At 57.6% G+C, this 24,229-nt stretch carries 21 protein-coding genes; 12 read left to right on the forward strand and 9 right to left on the reverse strand.

What is annotated here, in order from left to right:
* Positions 1-37 precede the first annotated feature (37 nt).
* The 4 genes from AC13E3_RS13665 to AC13E3_RS13680 all read left to right on the forward strand — a co-directional run bounded on the left by AC13E3_RS13665 (position 38) and on the right by AC13E3_RS13680 (position 3,356).
* The gene (locus tag AC13E3_RS13665) at positions 38-1,093 is read left to right on the forward strand and encodes a type IV toxin-antitoxin system AbiEi family antitoxin (RefSeq protein WP_039882122.1); all 1,056 of its coding nucleotides are present in this window, start codon (positions 38-40) and stop codon (positions 1,091-1,093) included.
* Positions 1,059-1,916 (forward strand): nucleotidyl transferase AbiEii/AbiGii toxin family protein, encoded by an 858-nt coding sequence (locus tag AC13E3_RS13670; protein WP_405417421.1) that lies wholly within the window; start codon positions 1,059-1,061, stop codon positions 1,914-1,916. Before AC13E3_RS13665 ends, AC13E3_RS13670 begins: the two co-directional genes overlap by 35 nt.
* Positions 1,917-2,257: 341 nt before the next feature.
* Positions 2,258-2,611 carry a hypothetical protein gene (locus AC13E3_RS13675; protein ID WP_008175757.1) on the forward strand — a complete coding sequence of 118 codons (354 nt, stop codon included), beginning with the start codon at positions 2,258-2,260 and terminating at the stop codon, positions 2,609-2,611.
* 166 nt (positions 2,612-2,777) lie between these two features.
* Complete coding sequence (locus AC13E3_RS13680; protein ID WP_008175760.1) at positions 2,778-3,356, forward strand: porin family protein; 579 nt, start codon at positions 2,778-2,780, stop codon at positions 3,354-3,356.
* Between the two features lie 38 nt (positions 3,357-3,394).
* Here the strand turns inward: AC13E3_RS13680 and cysK are convergent, their stop codons facing one another.
* From cysK to AC13E3_RS13695, 3 genes are all read right to left on the reverse strand, one after another.
* Positions 3,395-4,366 (reverse strand): cysteine synthase A, encoded by a 972-nt coding sequence (cysK, locus tag AC13E3_RS13685; RefSeq protein WP_008175762.1) that lies wholly within the window; start codon positions 4,364-4,366, stop codon positions 3,395-3,397.
* 43 nt (positions 4,367-4,409) lie between these two features.
* Positions 4,410-7,325 (reverse strand): transporter substrate-binding domain-containing diguanylate cyclase, encoded by a 2,916-nt coding sequence (locus tag AC13E3_RS13690; RefSeq protein ID WP_339624318.1) that lies wholly within the window; start codon positions 7,323-7,325, stop codon positions 4,410-4,412.
* A gap of 67 nt (positions 7,326-7,392) precedes the next feature.
* Positions 7,393-7,836 carry a methylglyoxal synthase gene (locus AC13E3_RS13695; protein WP_008175765.1) on the reverse strand — a complete coding sequence of 148 codons (444 nt, stop codon included), beginning with the start codon at positions 7,834-7,836 and terminating at the stop codon, positions 7,393-7,395.
* A gap of 83 nt (positions 7,837-7,919) precedes the next feature.
* Between AC13E3_RS13695 and AC13E3_RS13700 the strand changes: the two genes are divergently transcribed.
* The gene (locus tag AC13E3_RS13700) at positions 7,920-8,711 is read left to right on the forward strand and encodes an ATP-binding protein (RefSeq protein ID WP_008175767.1); all 792 of its coding nucleotides are present in this window, start codon (positions 7,920-7,922) and stop codon (positions 8,709-8,711) included.
* Here AC13E3_RS13700 and AC13E3_RS13705 read toward each other — a convergent pair whose 3' ends face one another.
* From AC13E3_RS13705 to pdsR, 3 genes are read right to left on the reverse strand one after another with little or no spacing between them, the layout of a single operon-like run.
* Positions 8,712-10,019, reverse strand: a complete 1,308-nt coding sequence (locus AC13E3_RS13705) for a DUF3422 family protein (protein ID WP_008175769.1) — start codon at positions 10,017-10,019, stop codon at positions 8,712-8,714. It abuts the gene before it with no gap.
* An 18-nt stretch (positions 10,020-10,037) separates the two neighbouring features.
* Complete coding sequence (locus tag AC13E3_RS13710; RefSeq protein WP_008175771.1) at positions 10,038-12,068, reverse strand: ATP-binding protein; 2,031 nt, start codon at positions 12,066-12,068, stop codon at positions 10,038-10,040.
* A gap of 3 nt (positions 12,069-12,071) precedes the next feature.
* Positions 12,072-12,773 (reverse strand): proteobacterial dedicated sortase system response regulator, encoded by a 702-nt coding sequence (gene pdsR, locus AC13E3_RS13715; protein ID WP_008175773.1) that lies wholly within the window; start codon positions 12,771-12,773, stop codon positions 12,072-12,074.
* 367 nt (positions 12,774-13,140) lie between these two features.
* Here pdsR and AC13E3_RS13720 point away from each other — a divergent pair, with 367 nt between their 5' ends.
* From AC13E3_RS13720 to AC13E3_RS13740, 5 genes are all read left to right on the forward strand, one after another.
* Complete coding sequence (locus AC13E3_RS13720) at positions 13,141-15,210, forward strand: marine proteobacterial sortase target protein (protein WP_482902130.1); 2,070 nt, start codon at positions 13,141-13,143, stop codon at positions 15,208-15,210.
* Positions 15,207-15,797 carry a class GN sortase gene (locus AC13E3_RS13725; RefSeq protein WP_053113239.1) on the forward strand — a complete coding sequence of 197 codons (591 nt, stop codon included), beginning with the start codon at positions 15,207-15,209 and terminating at the stop codon, positions 15,795-15,797. Before AC13E3_RS13720 ends, AC13E3_RS13725 begins: the two co-directional genes overlap by 4 nt.
* 48 nt (positions 15,798-15,845) lie before the next feature.
* Positions 15,846-16,544: a lysophospholipid acyltransferase family protein gene (locus AC13E3_RS13730; RefSeq protein WP_014578620.1), complete on the forward strand. Its 699-nt coding sequence runs from the start codon at positions 15,846-15,848 to the stop codon at positions 16,542-16,544.
* A gap of 95 nt (positions 16,545-16,639) precedes the next feature.
* A complete protein-coding gene (locus AC13E3_RS13735; RefSeq protein WP_008175780.1) occupies positions 16,640-16,882 on the forward strand; it encodes a GlsB/YeaQ/YmgE family stress response membrane protein in 243 nt (80 codons plus the stop codon).
* A 2-nt stretch (positions 16,883-16,884) separates the two neighbouring features.
* Positions 16,885-17,286, forward strand: a complete 402-nt coding sequence (locus AC13E3_RS13740) for an MAPEG family protein (RefSeq protein ID WP_041645712.1) — start codon at positions 16,885-16,887, stop codon at positions 17,284-17,286.
* A 65-nt stretch (positions 17,287-17,351) separates the two neighbouring features.
* Here AC13E3_RS13740 and AC13E3_RS13745 read toward each other — a convergent pair whose 3' ends face one another.
* Positions 17,352-18,005 carry a DUF2202 domain-containing protein gene (locus tag AC13E3_RS13745; protein ID WP_482902131.1) on the reverse strand — a complete coding sequence of 218 codons (654 nt, stop codon included), beginning with the start codon at positions 18,003-18,005 and terminating at the stop codon, positions 17,352-17,354.
* 308 nt (positions 18,006-18,313) lie between these two features.
* Positions 18,314-18,754, reverse strand: coding sequence for an OmpA family protein (locus AC13E3_RS13750; RefSeq protein ID WP_014578618.1), 441 nt, complete (start codon positions 18,752-18,754; stop codon positions 18,314-18,316).
* A gap of 322 nt (positions 18,755-19,076) precedes the next feature.
* Between AC13E3_RS13750 and AC13E3_RS13755 the strand changes: the two genes are divergently transcribed.
* Positions 19,077-20,525, forward strand: coding sequence for a rhomboid family intramembrane serine protease (locus AC13E3_RS13755; RefSeq protein ID WP_092030596.1), 1,449 nt, complete (start codon positions 19,077-19,079; stop codon positions 20,523-20,525).
* A 120-nt stretch (positions 20,526-20,645) separates the two neighbouring features.
* Here the strand turns inward: AC13E3_RS13755 and AC13E3_RS13760 are convergent, their stop codons facing one another.
* Positions 20,646-22,100: a hypothetical protein gene (locus AC13E3_RS13760; protein WP_482902132.1), complete on the reverse strand. Its 1,455-nt coding sequence runs from the start codon at positions 22,098-22,100 to the stop codon at positions 20,646-20,648.
* 144 nt (positions 22,101-22,244) lie between these two features.
* Here AC13E3_RS13760 and AC13E3_RS13765 point away from each other — a divergent pair, with 144 nt between their 5' ends.
* Positions 22,245-24,068, forward strand: a complete 1,824-nt coding sequence (locus tag AC13E3_RS13765) for an ABC transporter ATP-binding protein (protein WP_482902133.1) — start codon at positions 22,245-22,247, stop codon at positions 24,066-24,068.
* The last annotated feature ends 161 nt before the right edge of the window (positions 24,069-24,229 follow it).

The following is a 24,229-nucleotide window of genomic DNA, read 5'->3' on the forward strand; positions in this document are numbered from 1 at the left end:
AACAGTGCTATTTTGTGAACATAATGTTGGAGAGGCTATGAAACCATCAATCAACGAGCGCGCATTTCTAAGCCAGGCAATCCGCGCGTTCCATCAAGAGACAGGTTTAGACTTACACCCTACTGTCGAGAGTGAAGTGATGCCCTGCTCTGATGGCCTCATTCTTGAACTGGGCGATACGGGCATCCAGTACAGCGTTGAGCTGAAGCGCTGGGCGCAGCAGGCGAATATAGGCACTATTGTCGCTCAGCTACGGCGAATGCCGCCGCCCGCATTGCTGGTCGCTGATTACGTAAACCCGAATATGGCAGACCGCCTTCGAGAAGCCGGCGCACAGTTCATTGACGCCGCCGGCAATGCTTATCTGAACGAAAAGACATTCTTCATCTTCGTAAAAGGTAATCGCAAAAGGCCGGTTCATGCATCAGCAAGGAAAACCTCCCGAGCCTTTAATTCATCTGGTTTAAAGCTGATTTTCAGTTTTCTAATGGACCCTCATCTGGTCGGTGAAACTTATCGAAAAATGGCAGAAGTCAGCGGTGTTTCCCTCGGAGCCATCGGCTGGGTTCTGAATGACCTGAAAGACAAGGGCTATGTTCGAGAACATGGAAAGAAGGGCGCAAGGTCACTTGAGAACCCTATGGGGCTGCTTGATCGCTGGGCCGAGTCCTACCCGGAAAAACTGCTACCCGAGTTGGACATGGGGCTATTTCAGGCAACCTCTGCGATGCCGTGGAAGAAAATCCGGCCGGAGCTTCTGGGTGGGTGTTGGGGCGGGGAAGTTGCCGTCTCTCGGCTGGGCAACTATCTGTCGCCTGCCCAGGGGACTATTTATCTGCCCCGAGAAAAGCTGAAAAGCTTGGTGATGGAATATAGGCTTCGTAAAAGCCCGGGCAATTCACCCAATACGTCCGAGACATTGCAGATCAACGAGAAATTCTGGCTCGCTGATTCACTCAACGTAAACCAAACTCCTGGGATTGCCCCAGATATTCTTGTCTATGCTGACCTCCTGATGACCGGCGACTCGCGTAACCTGGAAGCAGCGGAGCGGCTTTATGCCCAGATTAAAGATCGATTCCAAGAATATTGATCCGACTCAATTGAAGACCTACGGAGCCATCAAGTGTGTCGCCGTGGATCAGGATGTGCCATTCATCATTGTCGGCGCCTCCGCCCGTGATCTGGTAATGCATCACGCCTATGGAGCACCCATTCAACGGGCAACAATGGATATCGATCTTGCCGTTCAGGTCCCGGATTGGGCTGATTTTGAACGCATCCGGGATAGTTTGATTGGCAAAGGTTATACCAAAACCGATCTCCCTCATCGTTTGCACGGCCCGAACGGCGCACCCATCGACATTCTTCCTTTTGGAGCTGTTGAAAGTGACGATTCAGTTATTCAATGGCCGCCTTCTGGCGAAGTGCAAATGAGCGTGGTCGGTTTTCAGGATGCCCTGAATAACGCCGACTGGTTGATGATAGCAGCAGAGTCAGAGTCAGAGCTGGAGTTGCCTGTTGCCAGTCCTCAGGGATTGGCCCTTCTGAAACTGGTGGCCTGGTCCGAAAGAGATGCGCAAACAAGACGCAAAGACGCGGCCGATATCGCTTATCTGGCATCCAACTATGAAAATATTCCTGGCCAGATGGACCGGCTTTTCGAACAGCATGAAAGCATCCTCGAAGCCTACGGCTGGGATACGAGACTTGCGGGCGCTCAGTTGCTCGGCAAGGAAACGGCACAGATTGCCAACAAATCAACGATGAAAGTCCTGCGACGCCTGCTCAGTAAGGATCTGATTGCCAACCTGACTAGGGATTCGGGCAACACGTGCGGCGATTTCACCGAAGAAGTTGTGTCAGCGTTTATTGGCGGACTTTTTGGCTCAGAAGTAACAAATGTACAAAATTGACTCAGAAGCCAACCGCATAACACCAATGGCGGTAACTTCTCAGAATGCAAGATTTTAGAGCGAAATCACTGTCAGGAATGGCTCGAAAACGCTCCCGAAGCCTTCGGCGAAGAGCTTCCGATTATCCAGAAAGAGTTCGACGGTTTTGAAGATACCCGTGGACGCCGAGATTCACTTGTTCTCGACAAAGACGGCAACCTGGTCATTATCGAAAAGAAGCTGGATGACATCCGATCGTTATGTGGTCTGGCAGGCGCTGAAGTACGGCGGCTACTCCGCGAATCTGAGCAGTTCCTAGCGCCTGATATTCGTGGCGGCTAAATTCCGCAAAGAAGTCACCAATGTGGTGTTATGGCTCAGCCAGTTCTGATTGCATTCTCTTCCTTGCGCTTGTCTTCTACCGCCTGACACGGCCGGTTTCCTCCAGAAAACGGCAAAAAGGGGTAGAGGCGCAATCAGGTTTAGGTATCGATGCCATTCGCAATCTGATCAAAGCCAATCCCCTGGAGGCCGCGTTGATGGCGTTCGCAGTGGGTATCGCAGAGCAGAAGGATCCCAGGCTCAAATCATTGCTGATGGAAGGTGGCATGGTGCTGATGAAACGGGCCGAGTCGTCTGACCCCGACCGGGTCGTTGCATATAAGACTCCCGAGAACGAGAGTGAAACCAAGCCAGATTCTAATACCCCTCAATAAGTCAAAGTTGTTGTTTTTTCGAGGTTAATTGCGGATTACGGGATCTTAGTCCGGGTTTAACCCGGTAGGGCAGGAATTCCTAGTAGGGTGAGTTCAGGTAATTGAAAGGCAACTTTCGATTTCCATGGAATGAAAGGATATTTGAACTCATTAGGAGGAACGCCCTATGAATTCCGCAATCCGTATTACCAGCGCCGCACTGTTCACAGCCTCGCTTGTTACTGCGCCCGTCGCTTTAGCTCAGAGCAACGCGGAGAGGGACCAGTCAGGCCCCTATGTCAGCGGCAGTTACGGTGGCTACAAATCACACGGCGGCGAGTTCGAGGATGAAAACGATCTGCTTGGCGCCGCTGTCGGCTACCAGTTCAATCCGTTTTTTGCCCTGGAGGCCGAATACATTGATTTCGGCAACTTTGGCGAGGACGAGGTTGAAGGCAAGCTGAAAGGCTTTGGCCTGAGCGCTGTTGGCCGTCTGCCTCTGACCGATAGCTTCGGCGTCTATGGTAAGGCCGGCGCGTTTGCGTCTGCGTTTGATGTTGATGCATTCAACGCAAGTGAAACCTACGATGAAGTATCGCCCTTTGTCGGCGCCGGTGTGGATTTCCGGGTAACGCCCGCGCTGACGGCATTCGCGGAATACAATCGCTACAACGTCGACATTGATAAAGAGGACTTCAACGGCCAGGTAACCAACAGCGGTCCGGAGTTTGATACCGGTCGGGTCGGCCTGAAACATCAGTTCTGATGAGTGCAGGGCGCAGCGCGGGGCTGCGCCTTTCTCTTTTACTGAACGTTTTCCTGCTCGCCAAACTGGCCGGCGAATAACGCTGTGGAAAGATAACGCTCGGCGGTATCCGGCAGCACCACCACGATGTTCTTGCCCTGGTACTCCGGCTGCTTGCTGATGCGTACCGCAGCCGCCACCGCTGCGCCGCAGGAAATGCCGCAGAGAATGCCCTCTTCCTGCATCAGCCGATGGGCCATGTCCATGGCGTCTTCGTTGGTAACCGTCTCCACCTGGTCAACCATTTCCAGATCCAGATTCTTGGGCACGAAGCCCGCACCGATGCCCTGGATCTTGTGGGGCGCCGGCTTGATGTCTTCGCCGTTCATCATCTGGGTGATCACCGGTGAGTCGGTAGGCTCGACGGCAATGGTGGCGATCTGTTTGCCCTTGGTGCCTTTGATGTAGCGGGAAACGCCGGTCAGCGTGCCACCGGTGCCCACGCCCGCCACGAAGATATCGATTTCACCATCAGTGTCTTCCCAGATTTCCGGGCCGGTGGTGTCCTCGTGGATTCGGGGGTTGGCCGGGTTCTGGAACTGCTGGGGCAGGAAATAGTTATCCGGGTCTGACGAGAAGATCTCTTCGGCCTTGGCGATGGCACCCGGCATGCCTTTGGCAGGTTCGGTCAGCACCAGTTCTGCTCCCAGTGCCTTCAAGACCTTGCGACGCTCAAGACTCATGGAAGCGGGCATGGTAAGGATCAGTTTGTAGCCCCGGGCGGCTGCCACGTAGGCCAGGGCGATCCCGGTATTGCCGCTGGTGGGTTCCACAATAGTCATGCCCGCCTTCAGGGTACCGCGCTTCTCGGCGTCCCAGATCATGGCAGAGCCGATCCGGCACTTAACGGAATAGGCCGGGTTTCGGCCCTCAATCTTGGCCCAGATCGTGGCGCCGTCGTTCACGCGGTTCAGTCTGACCAGTGGGGTATTGCCGATGGACAGGGAATTGTCCTCGTAGATGCGAGCCATGGCGTTCTCCTTGTTACTTTGTTTTTATTCAGTCTAGCACCACTCAGGAACCCACTGAGCGCGCTTCCAGCCGGTTGCGACCGTTCTGCTTGGCCTGGTAGAGCGCCTGGTCTGCCTGTCTGAGAAACTCTGCTGGCGAGTCGTCGGGGCCCGGTACGCCAGTGGCAAGGCCAATGCTGATGGTGAGGTGAACGTTGTGTTCTCCGCATACCGAGCAGCTTTTTTCGACGTGTTTGCGGAAGGATTCCAGCCGGTTACGAATTTCGGTACTGTCATCATAGCTGGCGAAAATAACAAACTCTTCGCCACCGAAGCGCGAGAGCCGGTCGGTTTCCCGCCGGAAATGTTTGCGCATAAGCTCTGCCAGTGTTTGCAGGCAGATGTCGCCCGCTTCATGGCCGTAATTGTCGTTGATCCTTTTGAAGTGGTCGGCATCCACCATGGCCACTGCGAAGCCAGAATGGTGGCGCTGGCACCACTGAAAGCTCTTTCGGAATTCCTGATCAAAGTAGCTTCGGTTGCCCAGTCTGGTGAGGTCGTCTGTCACGCTGAGCCGCGCGAGTGTCTCGTTGGCGTCGGTCAGGTTTTTGTTGAGCCGGTTCAGCTTGCGGTTCCAGTAAACCAGAAGCAGAGCAATCAATATGGCTGCGATTGAAAGCTGCCAGATCAGCGTGTAATCAACGGACTGCTTGAGACGGATGTTGCGCCACTGCCTCTCGAGATCTTTGCGTTCCTGCGCGGTCAGGCTGGATACCAGTTTTTGCATGATTCCCAGGACGACAGGCTCGTCTTTCCGTGTGGCGACTGAAAGCGACCAGTCTGCCGGAATGCGGCCGATGACTTTCACATCCGCAAGGCCCAGCTCCTGCATGTAATAGCTGGCTGTTGCCAGAGTTGTAATATAGCCGTCCAGGTCATGGTTCTGTAGTTTACGTAGGCCCATCTGCTCGTTGGCAACCTCGATCAGATTGAGGGAGGGGTAGCGACTCTGAAGCAATTCTGCGAAGGCATAGTCTTTGACAACGCCGACTCTTTGTCCGCGCAAGTCCCCGACCCGCTCAATGAAGGGGGCTTCAATCCGGCCAAGCACAACTGTCGGTACCTCGAGATAGGGTTCGGTAAAGTTCAGGAATTCTGACCGCTCCGGAGTTTTCATGGCCATGGTGAAAATGTCGCATTTGCCCTGCCGGGCTGCTCCGATCGATTCGGTCCAGCTGTCGGTGCGCACCAGCTCGAACCGAACCGGTGCCCGTGAGGAGAATAACCGGGCCACTTCTGCGGATAAGCCTGCGTGGTTGCCCTCTTCGTCTATGCCTTCGAGCGGGAGCCAGTTCGGATCAATACACATGTTCAACTGGTTGTCGTGGACCTTGAGCCACGCCAGTTCAACCGCATTCAGGGAAACCTCACCCGTTTCCTGTAGCTCCAGGTCTACGCTCGCGCCCAGCCAGCGGCTTTCGATGGTGTGCATCTCTTCGGGGGAAATTGCAGCCAGCGCCTGATCGAGTATGTCTGCCAGGGGCGCGAGACCGGGCCTGACGCCAAACCGGAGGTCTTCCCCGGACTGTCCCTCGATAACCAGCTCTCCCGCGATTCTGACGCCTGGTATGCCCAGCTCCCGGATCCAGAAGTTGCCGTTGGGAAGAGCAGCGAGTACAACATCCACTTCGTCTCTGGCCAGAGCCTGGAACATGGCATCCTGGGTCGTAAAAATCCGGGCGTTGTTGCCGAGGGCCTGGGTAACAGGCTCTTCGTAGTAAATGCCGGAGCCGAGAGCAACGCGTTGGTCCTTCAGGTCTTCCAGGCTTTGAATTCTTAACGCGGGATCCCGGGTAAAGGCGACGTTGGGTATGGTGTGGTAGGGCTGGGTAAATCGGGTGAAGGCCTGACGATCAGGCCGGAAAGACATGTTAGCCAACACGTCAATCTCGCCATCGCGGAATAGTGGGAGTAGCTCTATCCACTGGCCCTCGACCGGTATTACCTGCAGCCCGGTCAGATCGGATATCCGGCTCAGCACGTCTACGCTCAAACCGTGAATTCGAGTTGCGCTCTCGAAACTGTAAGGTGCGTAATCCCGCATCAGACCAACGCGCACGGGGCCGGTTTCGGAGATGAATTCCTTTTGATCTGGTCCCAACGAAAAGCTGGTGCCCCGGGCTAAGCTATTGCCTCCCAGTTCCTGCCAACGCTGAAGCAGTTCGTTGATGCGTTTCGCCGGAACCTGCTCCAGGCCAGAGGAAATCCTCTGGTACAGCTCGCTCTTGGCTTTCAGAACACCAATTCGAAAATCTTCGGTCGCCAGATCACCGAGGGGGGCGGTGCCGGCAATCTCAAGAAAACCGAACCCGGCCTGGTTGGCATAATAATGCAGCGTCAGCCGCGGCCCGATAATGACATCCACCCAACCAAATGCCAGAGCGCGAATGAGGCTGTGGACCGAATCATAGCTCGTCAGGGATACACCCTGTGCATCGAGTGCTTCGCGATAGTAGACGTCGCGCACTATACCTACCCGAAGTCCCTTCAGATCCGAGAGGGTGCGGATGTCCCCCAGTGGCCTCTGGTTGTTGTGCATCAGATAGGTCTGGCGAAGGTGGTAGGGCTCTGTGAACAGGATGTTTTCTGCCCGCTCCGCACTGAACGAGATGCCGTCGATAACATCAAGCTCGCCCCGCAAAAATGCATCGTAGATTTCCGGCCAGCTGCCAGCGCGAAATCGGAAGTTCAGATCGGCATTTCGGGCGACCTCGCGAAGCACATCAACAGAAAAACCGGAGGCGCCGGGACCATCGTCGAACGAGAAGGGTTTGTTGTCGCCCACGATGCCGACAGTCACGGTGTCGTCGGCCTGTTCGGACATCGCCAGTGGGGATGCGAGCAAAAGGCAAAGGGCCCAGAGGACTGTCGCGGCCACGCTCCGGTATCGAGTTTCTTTGTGAGTAGCGGGAGTCTTCATCGGCGAGCCGGCGATCCTTTACTGCTTCGACTTAAGTGTAGCCTTAACCGACTCGATTGAACATTACTCAGGTGCTCACTGGGCGGCCGGTGTAATCGGAGAAGTCCGGCTTTTTCGGATGATGCTGGTCGTCTGTCATGTACGCCGAGGTAAGAATGAATTCGGCAGTTGCGCGGTTGCAGGCCACGGGAATGTTCCAGAGCGCGGCAATGCGCAGCAGTGCCTTGATGTCCGGGTCATGGGGTTGAGGTTCCAGAGGGTCCCAGAAGAACACCAGCAGGTCGATTTCGCCCTCGGCGATCTTGGCGCCGATTTGCTGGTCGCCGCCCAGCGGACCGCTTAGCAGGCAATGGATATCGTCCCGCTCCAGGTTATCCCGAAGCAGCCGGCCCGTGGTGCCGGTGGCGTAGAGTTTCAGCGGGGCAAATCGGGTGCGGTTTTCGGCAACCCAGTCCACCAGTTCCTTTTTCTTGTTGTCGTGTGCCACCAAAGCGACGGATTTTACGGCCATTTGGGGTAAAGTCTCCTGTTATCAAGGTTTTTACGGTGCCAGTGTTTCACAGGCTGGCCCGGTTCGGAATAGGAAAGAGGTTTATGTCCGCGACAACATCGTTTGACTGGCAATCCACACCGGCGGCTGTCTGGCGTCGGCATCGGTCGGGGCTGCGCGCCATCCGACGGCTCGATCCGGTGCAATGGCAGGATCTGAAGGGCATCGACCGACAGCAGCAGGCTCTGGCCCGCAATACCGAACGGTTTCTGGCCGGTGAACCCTCCAACAACGCGTTGCTCTGGGGCTCACGCGGCACCGGCAAGTCGTCGCTGATCAAGGCGCTGTTGAACCGCTACCAGGAGCGTGGGCTGCGGATGATCGAGGTGGACAAGGATGATCTGGTCAACCTGCCGGAAATTGTCGATGAGATCTGCGAGCTGCCGTTCCGGTTTGTGATCTTCTGCGACGACCTGTCGTTTGACGTTGGTGAGTCCAGCTACAAGGCCCTGAAAAGTGTACTGGAAGGTTCCCTGGAACTGCCCCCGGAGAATGTAAGGGTGTATGCCACCTCCAACCGCCGTCATCTGATGCCGGAGTTCATGTCCGATAACCTCAAGAGCGAAATGCGCGACGGTGAGCTGCACCCGGCCGAAGCCATCGAAGAGCAGGTGTCCCTGGCGGACCGGTTCGGTCTTCAGCTTTCGTTCTATGCGTTTTCGCAGGCTGTGTACCTGCAGGCGGTGGACGCGCTGTTCCCCGACTTTGATGACCGGGAAGGCCTGCATCGGGAGGCGATCCGCTTCGCCACTGCCAAGGGCGTACGCAATGGTCGCACGGCCCAGCAGTTTTACCGGCAGTTTGCCGGCGAGCAGGATCTCGGCAGGCTGAAGTAGCTACTGCCGTTTTGCCATCTTGATGAAGTGATGGTGGACCACCCGAACCCCGAGAAACACCAGGGTCATTACCACCGGAATGGCGATGCCCAGAACCAGGGTCTTGTTGAAGACAACACCGGCTTCGTAAACCGAATCCAGCCCGAATTTGAGCAGGCCGATCAGGTAATAGGTGATGGCCACCACCGAGAAGCCTTCCACCGTATGCTGCATCATCAACTGGATCTTGGAGCGCCGGTCCATGGAACTGAGCAATTGCTGGTTCTGGCTCTGGATGGCCAGTTCCACCCGGGTGCGCATCATGTCCGAGGCCCGGTCGACCCGTCGGGAAAGGTCTTCCAGCCGTTCGCTCACCGCTTCGCAGGTTTTCACTGCCGGAGTCAGTCGGCGGGTCATGAATTCGGTCAGGGTCAGGTGGCCGGAGAGTTCGTCTTCCCGCAATTCTTCCAGGCGGGTCAGTACCAGCCGGTGATAGGCGCGGGTGGCAGAGAAACGGAACGTGGAGTGGGCCCGGAAGGCCTCGATACGGGCCGCAATGTTGGTCAGTTGGGCCAGCAGTTTTTCTTCGTCCACATCCTCATTTTCCGCCAGTGACCGGGTGATCACGGCCAGTTTTTCATCCATATCGTTCAGTGACGGTGTGATTTCCCGGGCAACGGGGAGTGCCAGCAGTGACATCAGGCGGTAGGTTTCGATTTCCATCAGGCGCTGGGTCAGACGGCCCAGCTGGCTGTCCGACATGTGGTGGTTCATCACCATGAACCGGCCAAAGCCGTCACTGTGTAGCCGGAAGGTGCCCCACACCCTGGCGGCACCCTCCTGGGGACTGCTCCCGACCAGTCGCATGCCTTCGAAGTGCTTGCGTACATAGTCCAGGTCGCCTTCGGTTCCGTCAGCGGCCGGCCGTACTTCCAGGTGGAATGCCGCAATCACTGTACCGGTCAGCTGTTCCAGCCACCCCTCCGGCAACGGTGTAATGCCGGTCTCGCTAAAGGGTGTTTCCTCACCCGCAGCCAGGTTGATAAAGGTGTAGGACGCGAATTCCATGTGCATCTCGCGACGCACCCGCAGGGCACCGAAGGTATGTTCAAAGCAGCCCACCTCGTTCTCCGGTACCGGATGCCCCATCAGCCGATGGAGTTCCTGCAGGTGCCGGAATTGTTCCTGCCGTTGCTCAGGTGTTGTCAGAACCGCCATCTGGGTAACCCGCGCCGGTGTCGGTAGCACCTGGAACGGCCTTGAGTGCAGCTCGTTGTAGAGATCGTTCCGAAGCGGGTGAATGTCGAGGGATTCCAGGCGTGCGCTCACGGCAGGGTGGTCCTGTGGTCAAGAGTGGATAGCTGGGATCATAACCCGGAAGCACACACCGTCAATGCCACCTTGGGCGCGGTTCCGGGCTTCCACATGGGCACCATGGTAGTCGGCAATCAGGTTGACAATGAGTAGCCCCTGTCCAAGGTGGCCCTGTTCCTGGCCGTCCCGCATTGAAACGAAGGGGCTGAAGATGTCAGTTGTTGTGTCTTCGGGCAGCGTTGAACCCTCATTGAAGACCGACAGACACAGCCCTTCCGAAGTTGTTTCCAGGCCTACCTCAATCAGTCCATCCTGTGGTGTGAAATCCCGGGCGTTATCCACCAGCTTGTCGAGCAGTTGCACCATCAGTTCTGGCGAACCCGTGATCTTGCAGCCTGCCTGCGGCCCCGAGTAGCGGATCTGATGGCTGCTGTCGAGGGCCTGATACGCAGCGGTTGCTTCTGCGGCCACCTCCGCCAGATCGAACTGTTCTTTATCCGCATGGTCCAGGCTCTGCTCCAGACGCGCCGCTTCGCTCATGCCATGGAGTATCTGCCGGAGGCGTTCGGTGGCGGAAGCGGCCCTTTCGATGTATTGCCTGCGCTCTTCCTCCGAATCGCTGTGGTTGAGGTTTTCCAGCGAGGAACGAACCACAGCGACAGGTGTTTTAAGTTCGTGAGAGAGTCGCCGGGAGAAGCTTTCCAGGTAGCGGTTGTACCCGTGGAGACGATCCACCATCAGGCTGAAGTGTCGCTGCAACTGGCCCAGTTCGTCCTTGCTTCGGGCATCCGGCACTCTGCCCGTGATCCGGCCGTCTTCATCAATACTGGCGCTGACAGCACGCTGCAGCCGGGTAATCCGCCAGGACAACCAGCTGGCATAGCCAAGCAGAACCAGGGTGAGAGCGACAATGATGAGGGTGCTGCGGGCAATGACCGAGCCGAGGGCAGAGCCGGAGAGGGTAAGAAGCTGATCCAGCGACTGCTCCAGAATCAGCGTGCGGCCACCGAAAACCTCCCGGGTGGTCAGCAGCCAGACGCTGTCATCTTCATGACGGACCAGGCTCGTTTCCGGTAGCGCCTCAACGTCCACACGGTTGGTGTCGGTTTCGATTGAGGTGGGTTCTGGCTGGTAAAGGCGCACCAGGCCCCTGAGTGCATTGAGACTGATCTTTTCGATCACCTGCACCGGGCTGAGACTGTCGAACTCTGGCGCTGTGACGGCTGAGTCAGCCTGTTGTCTCGCGATGACCCATCCGGCCGGTTCAACCAGTCGGGCCTGCTGGCCGGGGTTAAGTTGTGGTTCCAGCTGTCGCTCCAGGGCGAGATTTCGACTGACCAGCACCGGCAATGGGTCAACCGACGTGGAGACGCCGGTTACCTGATCACTGCCCCATAAGGCGGCAAAACCCAGGCGGCTGCGGTCGACAGGCATGGGCAGTTTCAGTTCCAGCTGCCAGCCATCACCGGCGCCCTGCAAAAAGCCGGAGAGGCGATAGTCAGGCTGGCCGCCTTTCTCTTCAAGGCCATAGAGCTGGCCGGGAGCCGGTGTGCGCAGTAACCAGGACTGCCGGCCGGATTCCTGGGCCAGGTTGCCGCCTGAGGGCTCTAGCCAGAGCCTCAGCCGGTCATGGGCCTGTTCCGGGCTGCCGGGATTAAAGAACACGGGTTGCCTATGGCTAACGCGAATTAGCAGGTACAGGTTCCGTCTATCGGTAGCGGCCTGCCATTGCAGAGCCGTTTCCCCGGCTTTGCCGCTGGTGACCCTTTGCCAGTTTCTGGTCTGGTTTGCCTCGTCATATCCTGGCCAATCGTCAGCGTAACCATCCAGGTTCAGGTTGCCGGCAAAAGGTTCCACGTAGATGGCGGGCTCACCGGGCCGGACCACCGGCGTACCGATGATCTGATCGCCGGCAGTCGCGGCCAGTCTTTCGGCCTGGGCCTGGAGTTGCTGCCGGGCCTGTTGGCGAAGGGCATCGTCCAGCTCCAGAACAAACTGAAGGCCCGCCCAGGGGATCAGCAGCATCAGAAGGCTGGCAACGAACAGCTGGCGCTTGAGATTCAAGACTCAGACCTCACGGGCGTTCCACCGGTAGCCCATGCCGTAGGCGGTCTGTATGCCGTCAAAAGTTGCGTCAATCTGCTGGAACTTGCGGCGGATACGCTTGATGTGGGAGGTGACCGTATTGTCATCCAGCACCGTGCTTGCGGCTTCCATCAATTGTTCCCGGCTGCGGACATGGCCGGGGTGCTGAACCAGCGAGTGCAGCATCCAGAATTCAGTGACGGTCAGGTCGATGGGCGTTTCATCCCAGGCCACTGTCATGCGATCCACATTGAGGGAGAGTTTGCCCCGCTCGAGCACCTCGTCCGGTTTCTGCAGGGCTTCGGCCCAGGCGTCGGCCCGCCTGAGCAGGGCGGTAACCCGGGCCAGCAGGTGGTCCAGGCTCATGTCCTTGGTGACGTAATCATCGGCCCCAAGGCGCAAACCGTGGACGGAATCGATGTCGCTGTCTCGGGCGGTCAGGAAGATAATCGGCAGGGTCTGGGACAGTGACCTCAGATCCTGGCACAGGGCGAAGCCACCCTCCGGCTCATCGCCCAGGCCAACGTCGATGATGGCCAGGTCCGGCAAGGACTGCCGCAACACCTGCCAGGCCGACGACCGGTCGCCATGGGCGGTCACGCGATAGCCACGGCGCTCGAATGCGGCGCGGTAGTTGTCGCGGATGGCGGGTTCGTCTTCGATCAGTACAACGTGTTTCTTCATGGTGGCGGCTGCTTCCCGTTGCCGGTGTGTGCCTATTTAACCACGGCAGGTGCTGATAACAAGCGCGCAGGTCGTTGTTGCCATAATTCATCATTTTTTGAGGGTGGTTTGTCGCTTTCTGCCATGGGAGTTCCTCTCCGGATTGCTGAAATGGCGGTGTTTCGCACAGTCATGCAGTCACAAGGATTCTCTCATGATGCTCTCCAATTCTCTCTTGCAGCTCTACTCGACTTCTTCTGATAAGAGTCTGCCGCCCGGCCAGCGCCGGGTACCTTCCGAAACACGCTGTGAATACGTCCCTGTACGCTCGGCTCCGCCATCCATGGCTCCGCACGGTTTCGGAAGGTACCCGGCGCTGGCCTCTTTCATGAGCCGCTTTCTGCACCGTCGTTTCAAGCAGATCTGTGAGGGAATTAGCCTCTGGCTGGCAGTTTTGCTGATGCTGTTTGTTCACCCACTGTATGCCGAGGCGAATGAGGCAGACAAGGTCGGCCAGTTGCATTTTGTCGACGGCCAGGGGCAATGGCAGGAACCGGCGCTGGTGCTGGACAGTGAATTCGACATTCAGGTCAGCGGACTGATTGCCGACACTCGGTTGCTGCGCAGTTTCCAGAATACCAGCGACCAGTGGCGCGAAGGCGTTTTCGTGTTCCCGTTGCCCGAGAAGGCCAGTGTGTACGGTCTGACGATGACGGTGGGGGAGCGGACCATTGAGGGCAAGGTGCAGCCCAGGGAGACGGCGCGGCAGACCTATGAGAAAGCAAAGCAGGCCGGGCAGCATGCGGCGAATGTGGAGCAGCAGCGTCCGAATCTTTTTACTGCCCGGGTTGCCAATATCCCGCCGGGGGAGACGGTTTCGGTTAAGCTGAAGTACCAGCAACCGGTGCAGTATCAGGCCGGGGTGTTCGAGCTCACTGTGCCGACCACGCTGACGCCGCGTTACATGCCGGGAGCGCCGGTCAGCACCGCACCGGATCAGTGGCAAGGCGGGTGGGCGCTGCCGACGACCGAGGTGCCGGATGCCGGTGCCATCAGTCCGTTTACGGTAACCCCGGATGATGTGGCGGCCGACAGCCACCGGGCGGTGATTAATCTGGTGATTGATTCCGGGCTGCCGCTGGAGAGCGTCTCCAGCCCGTCCCACCGTCTCGCGACCAGTCAGGATGGCCAGACTTTCAGGATTCGTCCCGATGGCGGCGAGATCCTGATGAATCGTGATTTCGTGGTGCGGTGGCGTCCGGTTGCCGGGCTGGAACCCTCCGCAGCGGTTTTTCACCAGTCCTGGCAGGGTGAGGACTATCTCATGGCGATGCTGGTGCCGGGCGAAAACGGCGCCATGGCGTTGCCCCGGGATCTGGTGTTCGTGATCGACACCTCCGGTTCCATGGCGGGCGAATCGATCCGCCAGGCCCGAGATGCTCTTCAGGCCGGTCTGGACACACTGACACCGAGGGACCGGTTCAATGTCATCCAGTTCAACAGCCAGACGCATTCCCTGTTCATGCAGCCTGAAGTGGCCACCGGTAACAACCTTGCCCGGGCGCGTCAGTATGTGGATCGCCTTCGTGCCGACGGTGGCACCGAGATGGCTCCAGCCCTTTCCAGAGCCCTGGAAGGCGGAGGCGAGACTGAAGACGGCGCACGGGTGCGCCAGGTCATTTTCATTACCGATGGCGCGGTGGGAAATGAAGCTGCGCTGTTCCGGCAGATCCGCCAGCAGCTTGGAAACCAGAGGCTGTTTACGGTGGCTATTGGCTCTGCGCCGAATCGGCACTTCATGCGCGAAGCCGCCCGCTGGGGGCGGGGTACCTACACGGCGATTCACTCGCCTTCCGATGTGGATGGACCTCTGCAGGCCCTGTTCTCAGCCATGGAGTCACCGGTTCTGACCGATATCGGGGTCAACTGGCCCGGCCAGAAAGCCGGTCAGGAGTCGTTTCCGAGACGCCCGGGCGATTTGTTCCAGGGCGAGCCGCTGATTCATGTGGTTCGTGGCGTCCCGGCCATGGGGCAGCTGGAGGTGTCGGGGCGCCTGCCGGGTGGCAGGGACTGGACCAGAACGCTCGATCTGCAGCAGGCCGCTCCCGCAACGGGGCTGCATCGGCATTGGGCGAGGGAGAAAATCGACAGTTTGGAGGATGAGGCTAAGGTCACAGGCCGGGAGCCCGATAAGGCCGGCCTGACCGAGCTGGCGGTTCAGCACGGCCTGATGTCTGCCTACACCAGTTTTGTGGCCGTGGATTCCACACCCGCCCGAAGTTCAGAGGCGCCCATGGAATCGGATAGTTTGCCCACTCTTCTACCGGCGGGCAGCAAGGCGGGCATGCTGCGCTATCCACAGACGGCAACATCGGCGCCGTTGCTGATCGCGCTCGGTTTGGTGGGGTTGATGTTTTCACTGGCGATTGTGCTGCTGCAGAGGAGGGCGTTCTCATGACCCGGCTTCTGCTTCTGTTATTGACCAGCTCTGCTACCTTGTTGGTATTCGGGTTATGGATTCCGCTCAAGGCGGTTATCGCCCAGGAATTGCTGGCGATCGCCTGGGCTGAAAGCCAGGCCCGGCAGACGGAATCGCGCCCCTGGCCGTGGGCGGACACCTGGCCGGTAGCCCGGCTGGCTATTCCGGAACTGAACGACTCGATGATTGTTCTGGCCGATACCCATGGTGAGAGCCTCGCCTTTGGGCCGGGCCGATTAACCGGAGGCGCAGATGTCGGGGGAGCCGTGATCATTGCCGGACACCGGGATACACATTTCCGGAGCCTGAAAGCACTGGAGACCGGCAATGAGGTGCGTCTGCAGGGAAGGGATGGCCGTTGGCAGAGTTACCTGGTGGAGGGTGCCCGGGTGGTGGACAGCCGTTCAGAGCTGATCGATACCCAGCGTCTGCCAGAGGGGACGCTTCTGCTGGTGACCTGTTACCCGTTCGACAGTGTCGACGCCGGTGGGCCACTGCGATACGTCGTCAGAGCCTCGGCAAAGGGTAAACAAAGGGAACAAATTGACACTGTTGCCGGAATATAAAGTTGGCGTACACTTGTGCGCCAAAATTTCGCTGCAGAGTTTGGTTGCATGGGTATTATCAGAAAACTGCTGGCGTGGCTGAGCGTACCGATCATTTGCCTGTTCGCGCTCGTGTTCTACGCGGCGAGGCCGTTCAATCCGGACAACAACCGTATCCTGGCGCGCGTCGTCGCTCGTTTCGGGCGGGCGGTTCTGGGTATGGAGCGCCCTCTTGAAGGCTGGGAAAACATGCCGCAGGACCGGCCTACCGTCGTCATTGCCAATCACCAGCACAATGACGATCTGTTTGTTGTGGGCGACTTGTTGCCGCCGCGCACCGTCACGGTTGGTAAATCGTCACTGGTCTGGGTGCCTTTCTTTGGCCAGGTCTTCTGGCTGGGCGGTAACGTTATCCTTAATCGCGGACGCTCCCACAAGGCCATTGCGGTCATGAAGGCCACCAGCAGCGCCATCGCACGGGATCGAAAGAGCCTCTGGGTGTTCCCCGAAGGCACTCGCAGCAGAGGCCGGGGACTGCAGAAATTCAAGAAAGGCGCGTTTCACGCAGCGGTAGCATCGGGCGCGCCCATCACCATGGTCTGTGTTCAGGAGTACGCCGATGAGGCCGTCGGCTGGACCGGCCGGCGTGAGTCAGTGGCCATTCGGGTTTTACCGCCCATCGAAACCGAGGGTCTCACGGCTGATGATATTCCGGAGCTGATCGAGCGTTGCCACAAAAAAATGTCGGAGACGATTGCCACATTGTAATCGCCTCGTCTGGAAGTGCTTGAAGCACTTCGGTAAACAGGGCAGTCTTGCGGGACTGATCGTTTCGTTCAACGACCCTCAGGGAGAGGCAAGAGATGAATCTGATTTTGTTTTTGATTATAGGCGGTGTGGCCGGTTGGCTGGCTGGTTTGATCATGAAGGGCCGTGGTTTTGGCATTCTGGCCAACATCGGTATCGGTATTGTCGGCTCGTTTCTCGGCGGTTTTGTGTTCCGCCTTCTGGGTCTGGCGGCCCAGGGTGCTGTTGGTGAGCTGGTCACCGCAACGGTAGGCGCTGTGTTGCTTCTCGCTATTGTTAGTGCAATCAAGAAGGCCTGAGCATGATCGTACCCGTAACCGGAGTGTTTGCCGCAGTTATCGGCATTCTTTTGCTGGTGTTGTCGGCGCAGGTCGTCAAATTTCGTCTGAAGTACAAAAAGGGCCTGGGCGTCACCGATGATCGGGATTTCGAGGCCGCGGTCCGGGCCCACGCCAACCTGGTGGAGTATGCGCCACTCGGTCTGCTCATGCTGGCTATCGCTGAGCTCAACGGCGTTTCCAGTACTCTGATTTACTGGACCGGTATGGCGCTGGTGGTTGGCCGCATTCTTCATGCCTTCGGCATGATCAACGGTCGCGGTGGCACCCATTGGGCCCGTATGATCGGCATTCTGCTGACCTGGCTGGCGATTCTGGTGACAGCCTTATTGCTGTTGTGGAACGTCTGGCAGGTTTATGGCTAGACCAGAAAAGAACGGGCGGCCAATGGCCGCCCGTTCTGCTTTCAGCAACCCGGTTTTATACCCGGTCAGTCTTCAACCTGGCTCTCATCCTCCAGGATAAGCTCTACTTCTTCCGCATCCAGTACCTGAGGCTCATAGGTCAGTCCCTGTGCCTCGATCACGCTTACAAAGGCTTTCAGGTGGCTTTTTGATCCATCCAGCAGGTTGGAATAGGCAAGAATGATGGCGCGCTCATCGGTTTGATTAATCGCAGCCAGAATATCTCTCATATCCTTCTCTTCGATCAGGCCCCCTACGAACAGGCCATCAACAAACGAGTTTTTTCCCTTGGCAACCAATTCGTCATACAGGGCCTGAAGTTCCTGATTGGTGAATACGCCGATCGTGTCATTCACTACCGGGTCTTCAACACCAAACTTTTTCAACAGGTAGTCTACGGTGCTGGTATGAGATTCCTCGGACAGCGCGATTCTGGCGAATACCTGCGTTCTGTCACCCCAGTACTGGTCCATTGTGAGATAAACGTCTCGGGCCAGCTTTTCCTCTTCGCGCATGAACTGCAGATCGCTCACCTCAATGGTGGTCAGATCTTCCGAATCGGCAGTTTCTGCCGATCGACCCCCGCCGTCGCTGTTGCGCGGACCGCCTGCAGCGAATGTGGCGCTGGTAAGGAACATCGAACCAATGAGTGCGGCAGTGGTGAAGGTTTTTGCGTTCATAGTGACCTCTCTAGTCAGGTAACAGTTAAACCCTGGATACATGACTAAGACGAGGAATTCGGGCAAAAGGTTCGTTAAATAAATGTAAGTTTGCTTTCTAGTTTGTAAATAAAATCTTGTTTTTATTGAATAATAATTTTCAGTTTTAATGAAATTGATCCGTTTACCGCTTCAGAAATCGGAATAATTAAGATTTCATAAAAGCCGCCGACAGCGGTTGCAGGGTGTTCCATCACGCCTGTGCAGGGTGCATCCAGCCCCCGCTATGCGGTAAGTCCGGGGGCGGCCTATGGGGTTGGTGTTGCCGCTCAGAGTGCCTGGGCGACATCCATGTCCATGTATTCCAATTCTACTCGGCGGTTGGCAGCCCTGTCTTCCGGCGTTGCCAGAGGGCGCGCTGAGCCCCAGTGCCGCATTAGAATCCGGGATTCCTCCACGCCTTCCTGAATGAGACTTCGCGCCACTGCATTGGCCCGCAATCGTGACAGAAACTGGTTGTAATCCTCCGAACCGAAGTTGTCGGAATGGCCATGAATCCGCACGCTCACGGAAGGATGCTCCTTCAGGTAGGCGGCGTGCTGTTGCAGGAAGGCAATGTCATCCTTGTCCAGTGAGTGCTTGTTGAAGCCGTAATGGAACTTCATGCGGTGCGGGCGTCTGGTCCCGGCATCGTAAGTGGCAGCGGTGAAGCCTGCGGCCATCGCAGCATTGGCGATCAGGCCCGGGTTATCCAATACAAGTACGGTCATCTGAAAATCCTTGGTTCGGTATCCGGTTTTTCTTGTTATTCCTGTTCACTATTGGCCGGAGCAGGAATAACGGCAATTGGCGAAAAGTCGATACATGTCCCGGCACAGTCCGTCGCTGGAAATGATTTAATGTCATTTGTGTGACGCGCCAATGACAGTCTCACCGGTAGTCCGGGCTTTTCCGACTCTGTGGGGTGTGCCACATTTCCGGGATTGACCCATAGCGACCTTTGCGCTGGATTCCATTTGAGCGCGAAAAGAAGGCGTGGCTGTGGTAAAAAGCAGACTTTCAGGGACAGATTATGATGAATTGTGACCGCCCATGCTGATTATCCCCGCCGAGAACGCCATCAACTGGAAACGCCCGCCCTGGGTCACCCTGGGCCTGATCATGGCCTGCCTGCTGGTTTTCCTGTTTTATCAGGGGGACGACAGCCGGAAACTCGAGCAGGCCGTTGAACAGTACCTGGCCGCCGACCTACATGAGCTGGAGGCGCCGGCCTACGAGGATTACCTGCAACGGCAAATCCAGTTCCAGGGTGAAGAAGGCCGGGTATACGAACTACAGCAGTTTCAGCAACTCCGGGAAGAGAACGAAACCTTCTGGCTGGCCATCAATCTGATGATGGACCGGGAGTTCTACCAGTATCTGCTGCAGAACCGTGATGTGATCTGGGCGCCGACAGAAAGGGCCCGTTGGCAGGAGCAGCGCACTGCGATAGAGCAGCAGTACATCCAGAAGCTGAGTGCCAACCAGTTGGGACTGGTTCCTGCCGATCTGTCACTGTATACCCTGATCACCTACCAGTTTCTGCACGGCGGCTGGGGCCATATCATCGGTAACCTGATCTTCCTGTTCCTGCTGGGATTCACCGTTGAGAAAGCCCTGGGGCCGGGTCGGTACCTGATTGCCTATCTGGTTTGCGGTGCCTTGTCCGGCCTGATGTTTACCGCGGTTTCGGCGGGTAGCTATGTACCCCTGGTGGGTGCCTCGGGCTCGATCTCCGGCCTGATGGGCATGTACGTAGCCATCTATGGCCTGCAGAAGATCCGTTTCTTCTACTTTCTCGGCGTTTACTTCAACTATTTCCGTGCTCCGGCTATTGCTCTGTTACCGGTATGGGTGGGCAAGGAAATCTACGATTACTGGTATGCCGGTGCCACCGGTATCGCCTACATGGCCCACGCTGGCGGTCTGATCGCAGGTGCCGGCCTGGTCTGGCTGCTTGGCAAAAGCTGGCTGCAGGTGCGAGAGGAATTTTTTGAACCGGAAGAGGAAGAGCAGGATGCCCGGTTTACCACCGGTTACGCCCAGGCCATGGCCAGCCTCGGCCGAATGGAGTTCGATTTGGCCCGGCGGCAATTCGAGGCTCTTCGTGAGCACTATCCGGAACGCCATATTCTGCTGGAACACCTTTACCAGTTGGCCAAACTCCGCCCGGACTTGCCCGAATATCGTGATCGCGCCAAAGAGCTGATGAACGATGCCCTCAGCCGGCGCCAGCCAGAGCAGATGATTGCGATTTGGCAGGAATACCTCGGCAAGGGGGAGAGTTATCAGCCACTAGCGGCAGACGACCATAACCGGGTCCTGTTCACCAGTCTCAAGCAACATGACCTCAAGGCTGCAGAGAAAGCTTTCGAGCGGCTCAGAAGCACAGGCGATGACATGCTGACTACCGAGGCCTGTCGGTTGCTTGTGGAAGAGTTTGAAAAGCGCCAGATGGCGCCCAAAGCTCGTCATTATCGTCAACTTCTTCAGGCCGGCTAGCCTCGGGGCAGCAGGGTATGGGAGGGGCTTCCCAAAACACGCTGTGAATACGTCCCTGTACGCTCGGCTCCGCCATCCATGGCTCCGCACGGTTTTGGGAAGCCCCTCCCATACCCTGTGTCAGTCCTGGGCAGAAAACGTTGCTTTCGGTCCCTTCAGCGGCTCTTTATTCTGCGCCTGCTCCAGATAAACCGTAATCTGCTCATGCAGCGGATGATTCACACATTTTTTCTGGATAAACGTCAGGAAGGCCGTTGCCTTTTCCCACTGGGACAAGCCGTTGGCCAGGGTCTGGGCGACCAGCAGATAGGCTGGGGCCAGCTGTTCGCTGTCCGGGAAGCGTTTGTGGAAATCCTGAAGCACTCGCAAGGCCGGTTTGAACTGGCCCCGGTGGTACAGGGCCCGGGCGCAGCGCACTGAAAGGTCCGGATCCTCCAGTTTGAAGCCGGGTTCTGCTTTCTGGATCGTATTCAGCGCACCGGCGATGCCTTCGCCGTCGTTGCGGTCGGCCAGCCAGCCCAGGATTCGTGGATGGTAGCGGTAGAGTTCGTCGGTGTCCTGGCGGGCGGTGAGTAGCTGGTACAGCTGGCCGATCCTCAGGGCGTGATCACGATCTCGCTTCAACGCCTCCTTCAACATGCTCTGCACCCGATCGTAGTTGCCGTCTTTCAGGTTCATGTCGATATCGGCATCGAAGCGGGCGCTACGGTCGCGCTGATGGGTGTCCTGCCCGGCGGTGTCATCCTGGATATCCGAGGCAAAACCCAGCTCTTCCTGGTACTGGAACAGCAGGTAGCCCAGCATGTGGAACAGGATCAGGGTGAAGGTACTGTTCAGGAAACCGGCCAGGGGTTGGGCAACCCAGAACGGAAAATGATTCACCGCGAAGTCCTGGGCCGCGCCCGAGGCGAGGGTTAGCAGGATCAGGTAGCCGTAGAGCAGGAAATAGGGGGTGCCAATTCGCGAGATCAGCACCGCCAGATTCATCGGATTTACCGCCGCGCCCACCGAACGCTCCATGGCCAGAACCATGATGCTGGCCGGCAGTGCGAGAATCACGAACGCCAGCGCCAGCAGCATCAGGATGGGGCCGCCGAGCATGGCGGCAGCGCCAACCAGCCCGCCCATCAGCACGAAGACCAGCAACTGCAGGATGACGATATCGAACCCGCTGCCGGTGAAGGCGACGGACACGGCGGGCGGTTTCAGATGGCCTTCAGCGGTGTGGTTGATCACCGCATAGGTGTACTTGAACAGAGCCAGGGCAAGCACCAGCCAGATCAGAATGCCAATCAGGTTGGCGGGGGCGACTACCGGCACCAGGGTACAAATGGCGATCACGATGAGCGGATCGGTATGGAACGGGTAGCGGAAGAAAGCGCCGAGTCGCTGCCAGAACGGGACCACTTCGGTGGCGGCGCCCAGGTATCGCATAGCCTTGCTGCAGTGCGGACACAGGGCCCGACGCTGTCGGGTATCGGCGTCGGGCATGCAGCGGCTGCAGTAGTGAATCTGGCACTCCCCACAGTGCCATTTGGCAGGGTCGCCGGGGTGATAGTGGCAATCGTGTTTCACAGGTGCTTGTGTCCTGGTCCATCAGAAAATCGTTGGGTCATGATGACAGATGTCGGTTTTGATCGCAGCAAACCAGTTAACAGGTAGACTATTGTGAATTCCCGGGCGTATCCAACCGGGCACATTTCATTATCCGGAGGTTGCTTGGAACACCCCCAGAATAGCGTAACCGGTATCGACACCCGTGAAACCCGGCAGCAATACACCTGGCGGGATATCTTTGGCCTTGCGCTCAAGCACAAGCCGAGACTGGTGCGTGCCAATCTGCTGGCTATCATGGCTACCATCATGAGTGTGCCAGTTCCGCTGCTGCTGCCGGTTCTGGTGGACGAAGTGTTGCTGGACGAGCCGGGCCCGGTGTTACCGGTAATGGATTCCTTCCTGCCGGGGAGCTGGGAAACGCCGGTGGTCTACATCGGCCTGATGGTTGTGGCGGCTTTTCTGCTTCGTGTGGCGGCACTGTCGTTCAACGTCTTGCAGTCCCGGGAGTTTTCCAAAGTCTCCAAGGATGTGGTGTTCCGTATCCGTTCCCGGCTGCTCGGGCGTTTGCAACGGGTTGCTATGTCCGAGTATGAGACCCGCGGCTCGGGCGGAATCAGCAGTCACTTCATCACTGACCTGGACACCGTAGACCAGTTCCTGGGCACCACCATCAGCCGTTTCCTGGTGGCGAGCCTGACTGTGCTGGGTACCGCCATGGTCCTGCTCTGGGTGCACTGGCAACTGGGCCTGCTGATTCTGCTGTTCAACCCGCTGGTCATCTTCGCCACGATTCTGATCGGCAAGCGGGTCAAGGAGTTGAAGCGCCGGGAGAACAGCGCTTACGAAGAGTTCCAGGGCGACCTGACCGAAACCCTGGATGCGATTCACCAACTGCGGGCGGCTAATCGGGAAAAGCATTACCTTCGCCAGCTGATCGACCGCGCCCGCAACGTGCGGGACCACGCGATCCAGTTCGAATGGCGCAGCGATGCAGCCAGCCGGGCCAGTTTTGCCCTGTTCCAGTTCGGCGTCGACGCGTTCCGGGCCGCCGCGATGGTAACCGTGCTGTTCAGCGACCTGAGCATCGGCATGATGTTCGCCATTTTCGGCTACCTCTGGTTCATGCTGACGCCGGTTCAGGAAATGCTCAACATGCAGTACGCCTGGTTCGCCGCCAATGCGGCGCTCGGGCGTATCAACCGGTTAATGGATCTGAAAGAAGAGCCCCGCTATCCGGCGCTGGAGAACCCGTTCCGCGACCGTCATACCGTGGGGCTTACCCTGCGCAATATCCACTTCGCTTATGGCGAGGAGCAGGTGCTCCGGGGCATCAATCTGGAGTTGGCGCCCGGCGAAAAAGTGGCTCTGGTGGGCGCCAGCGGTGGCGGCAAGTCGACCCTTATTCAGGTCATCCTCGGCATGTACACACCGCAGCAGGGCGAGGTGCTGATTGATGGAGTGCCTGTTGAGCGCATTGGCTTGCCCTGCCTCCGTGAACATGTCGCGACCGTGCTTCAGCACCCGGCGCTGTTCAACGACACCGTTCGCCAGAACCTGACCCTTGGCCGGGACAAGCCCGATGCCGCGCTCTGGGATGCCCTGCGAATCGCCCAATTGGACGGCACGGTTGCGGCAATGCACGACCAGCTTGATACCGTTATCGGCCGACAGGGCGTGCGCCTGTCGGGCGGACAGCGTCAACGCCTGGCGATTGCCCGGATGATCCTGTCAGAGCCTTCAGTGGTGATCCTGGATGAGGCCACCTCGGCTCTGGATGCGGAAACCGAGTTTCAGCTCCATCGGGACCTCGAAGCTTTCCTCAAACAGCGCACAACGCTGATCATTGCCCATCGCCTCAGCGCCGTTAAACAGGCAGATCGTGCCTGTGTTTTCGAAGATGGCCGGATTATTGAAGAGGGTCACCACGACGAGCTCATTGCCAGGGAAGGGCTATACGCCCAACTTTATGGCGAGCGCCAGATGTAATCCTGTCCCTAAAGTTTACTTCTCATTACAACAAAAAAAGATCTGTCGCTTTTTGCGTCCGTAAAAGATTGGAAATGCAAGTTCTAGGGGCTAAACGTTGCGTAATGCACCTATAGCCCGGTTTCAAACTTCTCTGCAAACTTGCGCCGATCTTTCACGGA

It is taken from the genome of Marinobacter sp. L-80 (assembly GCF_056859395.1).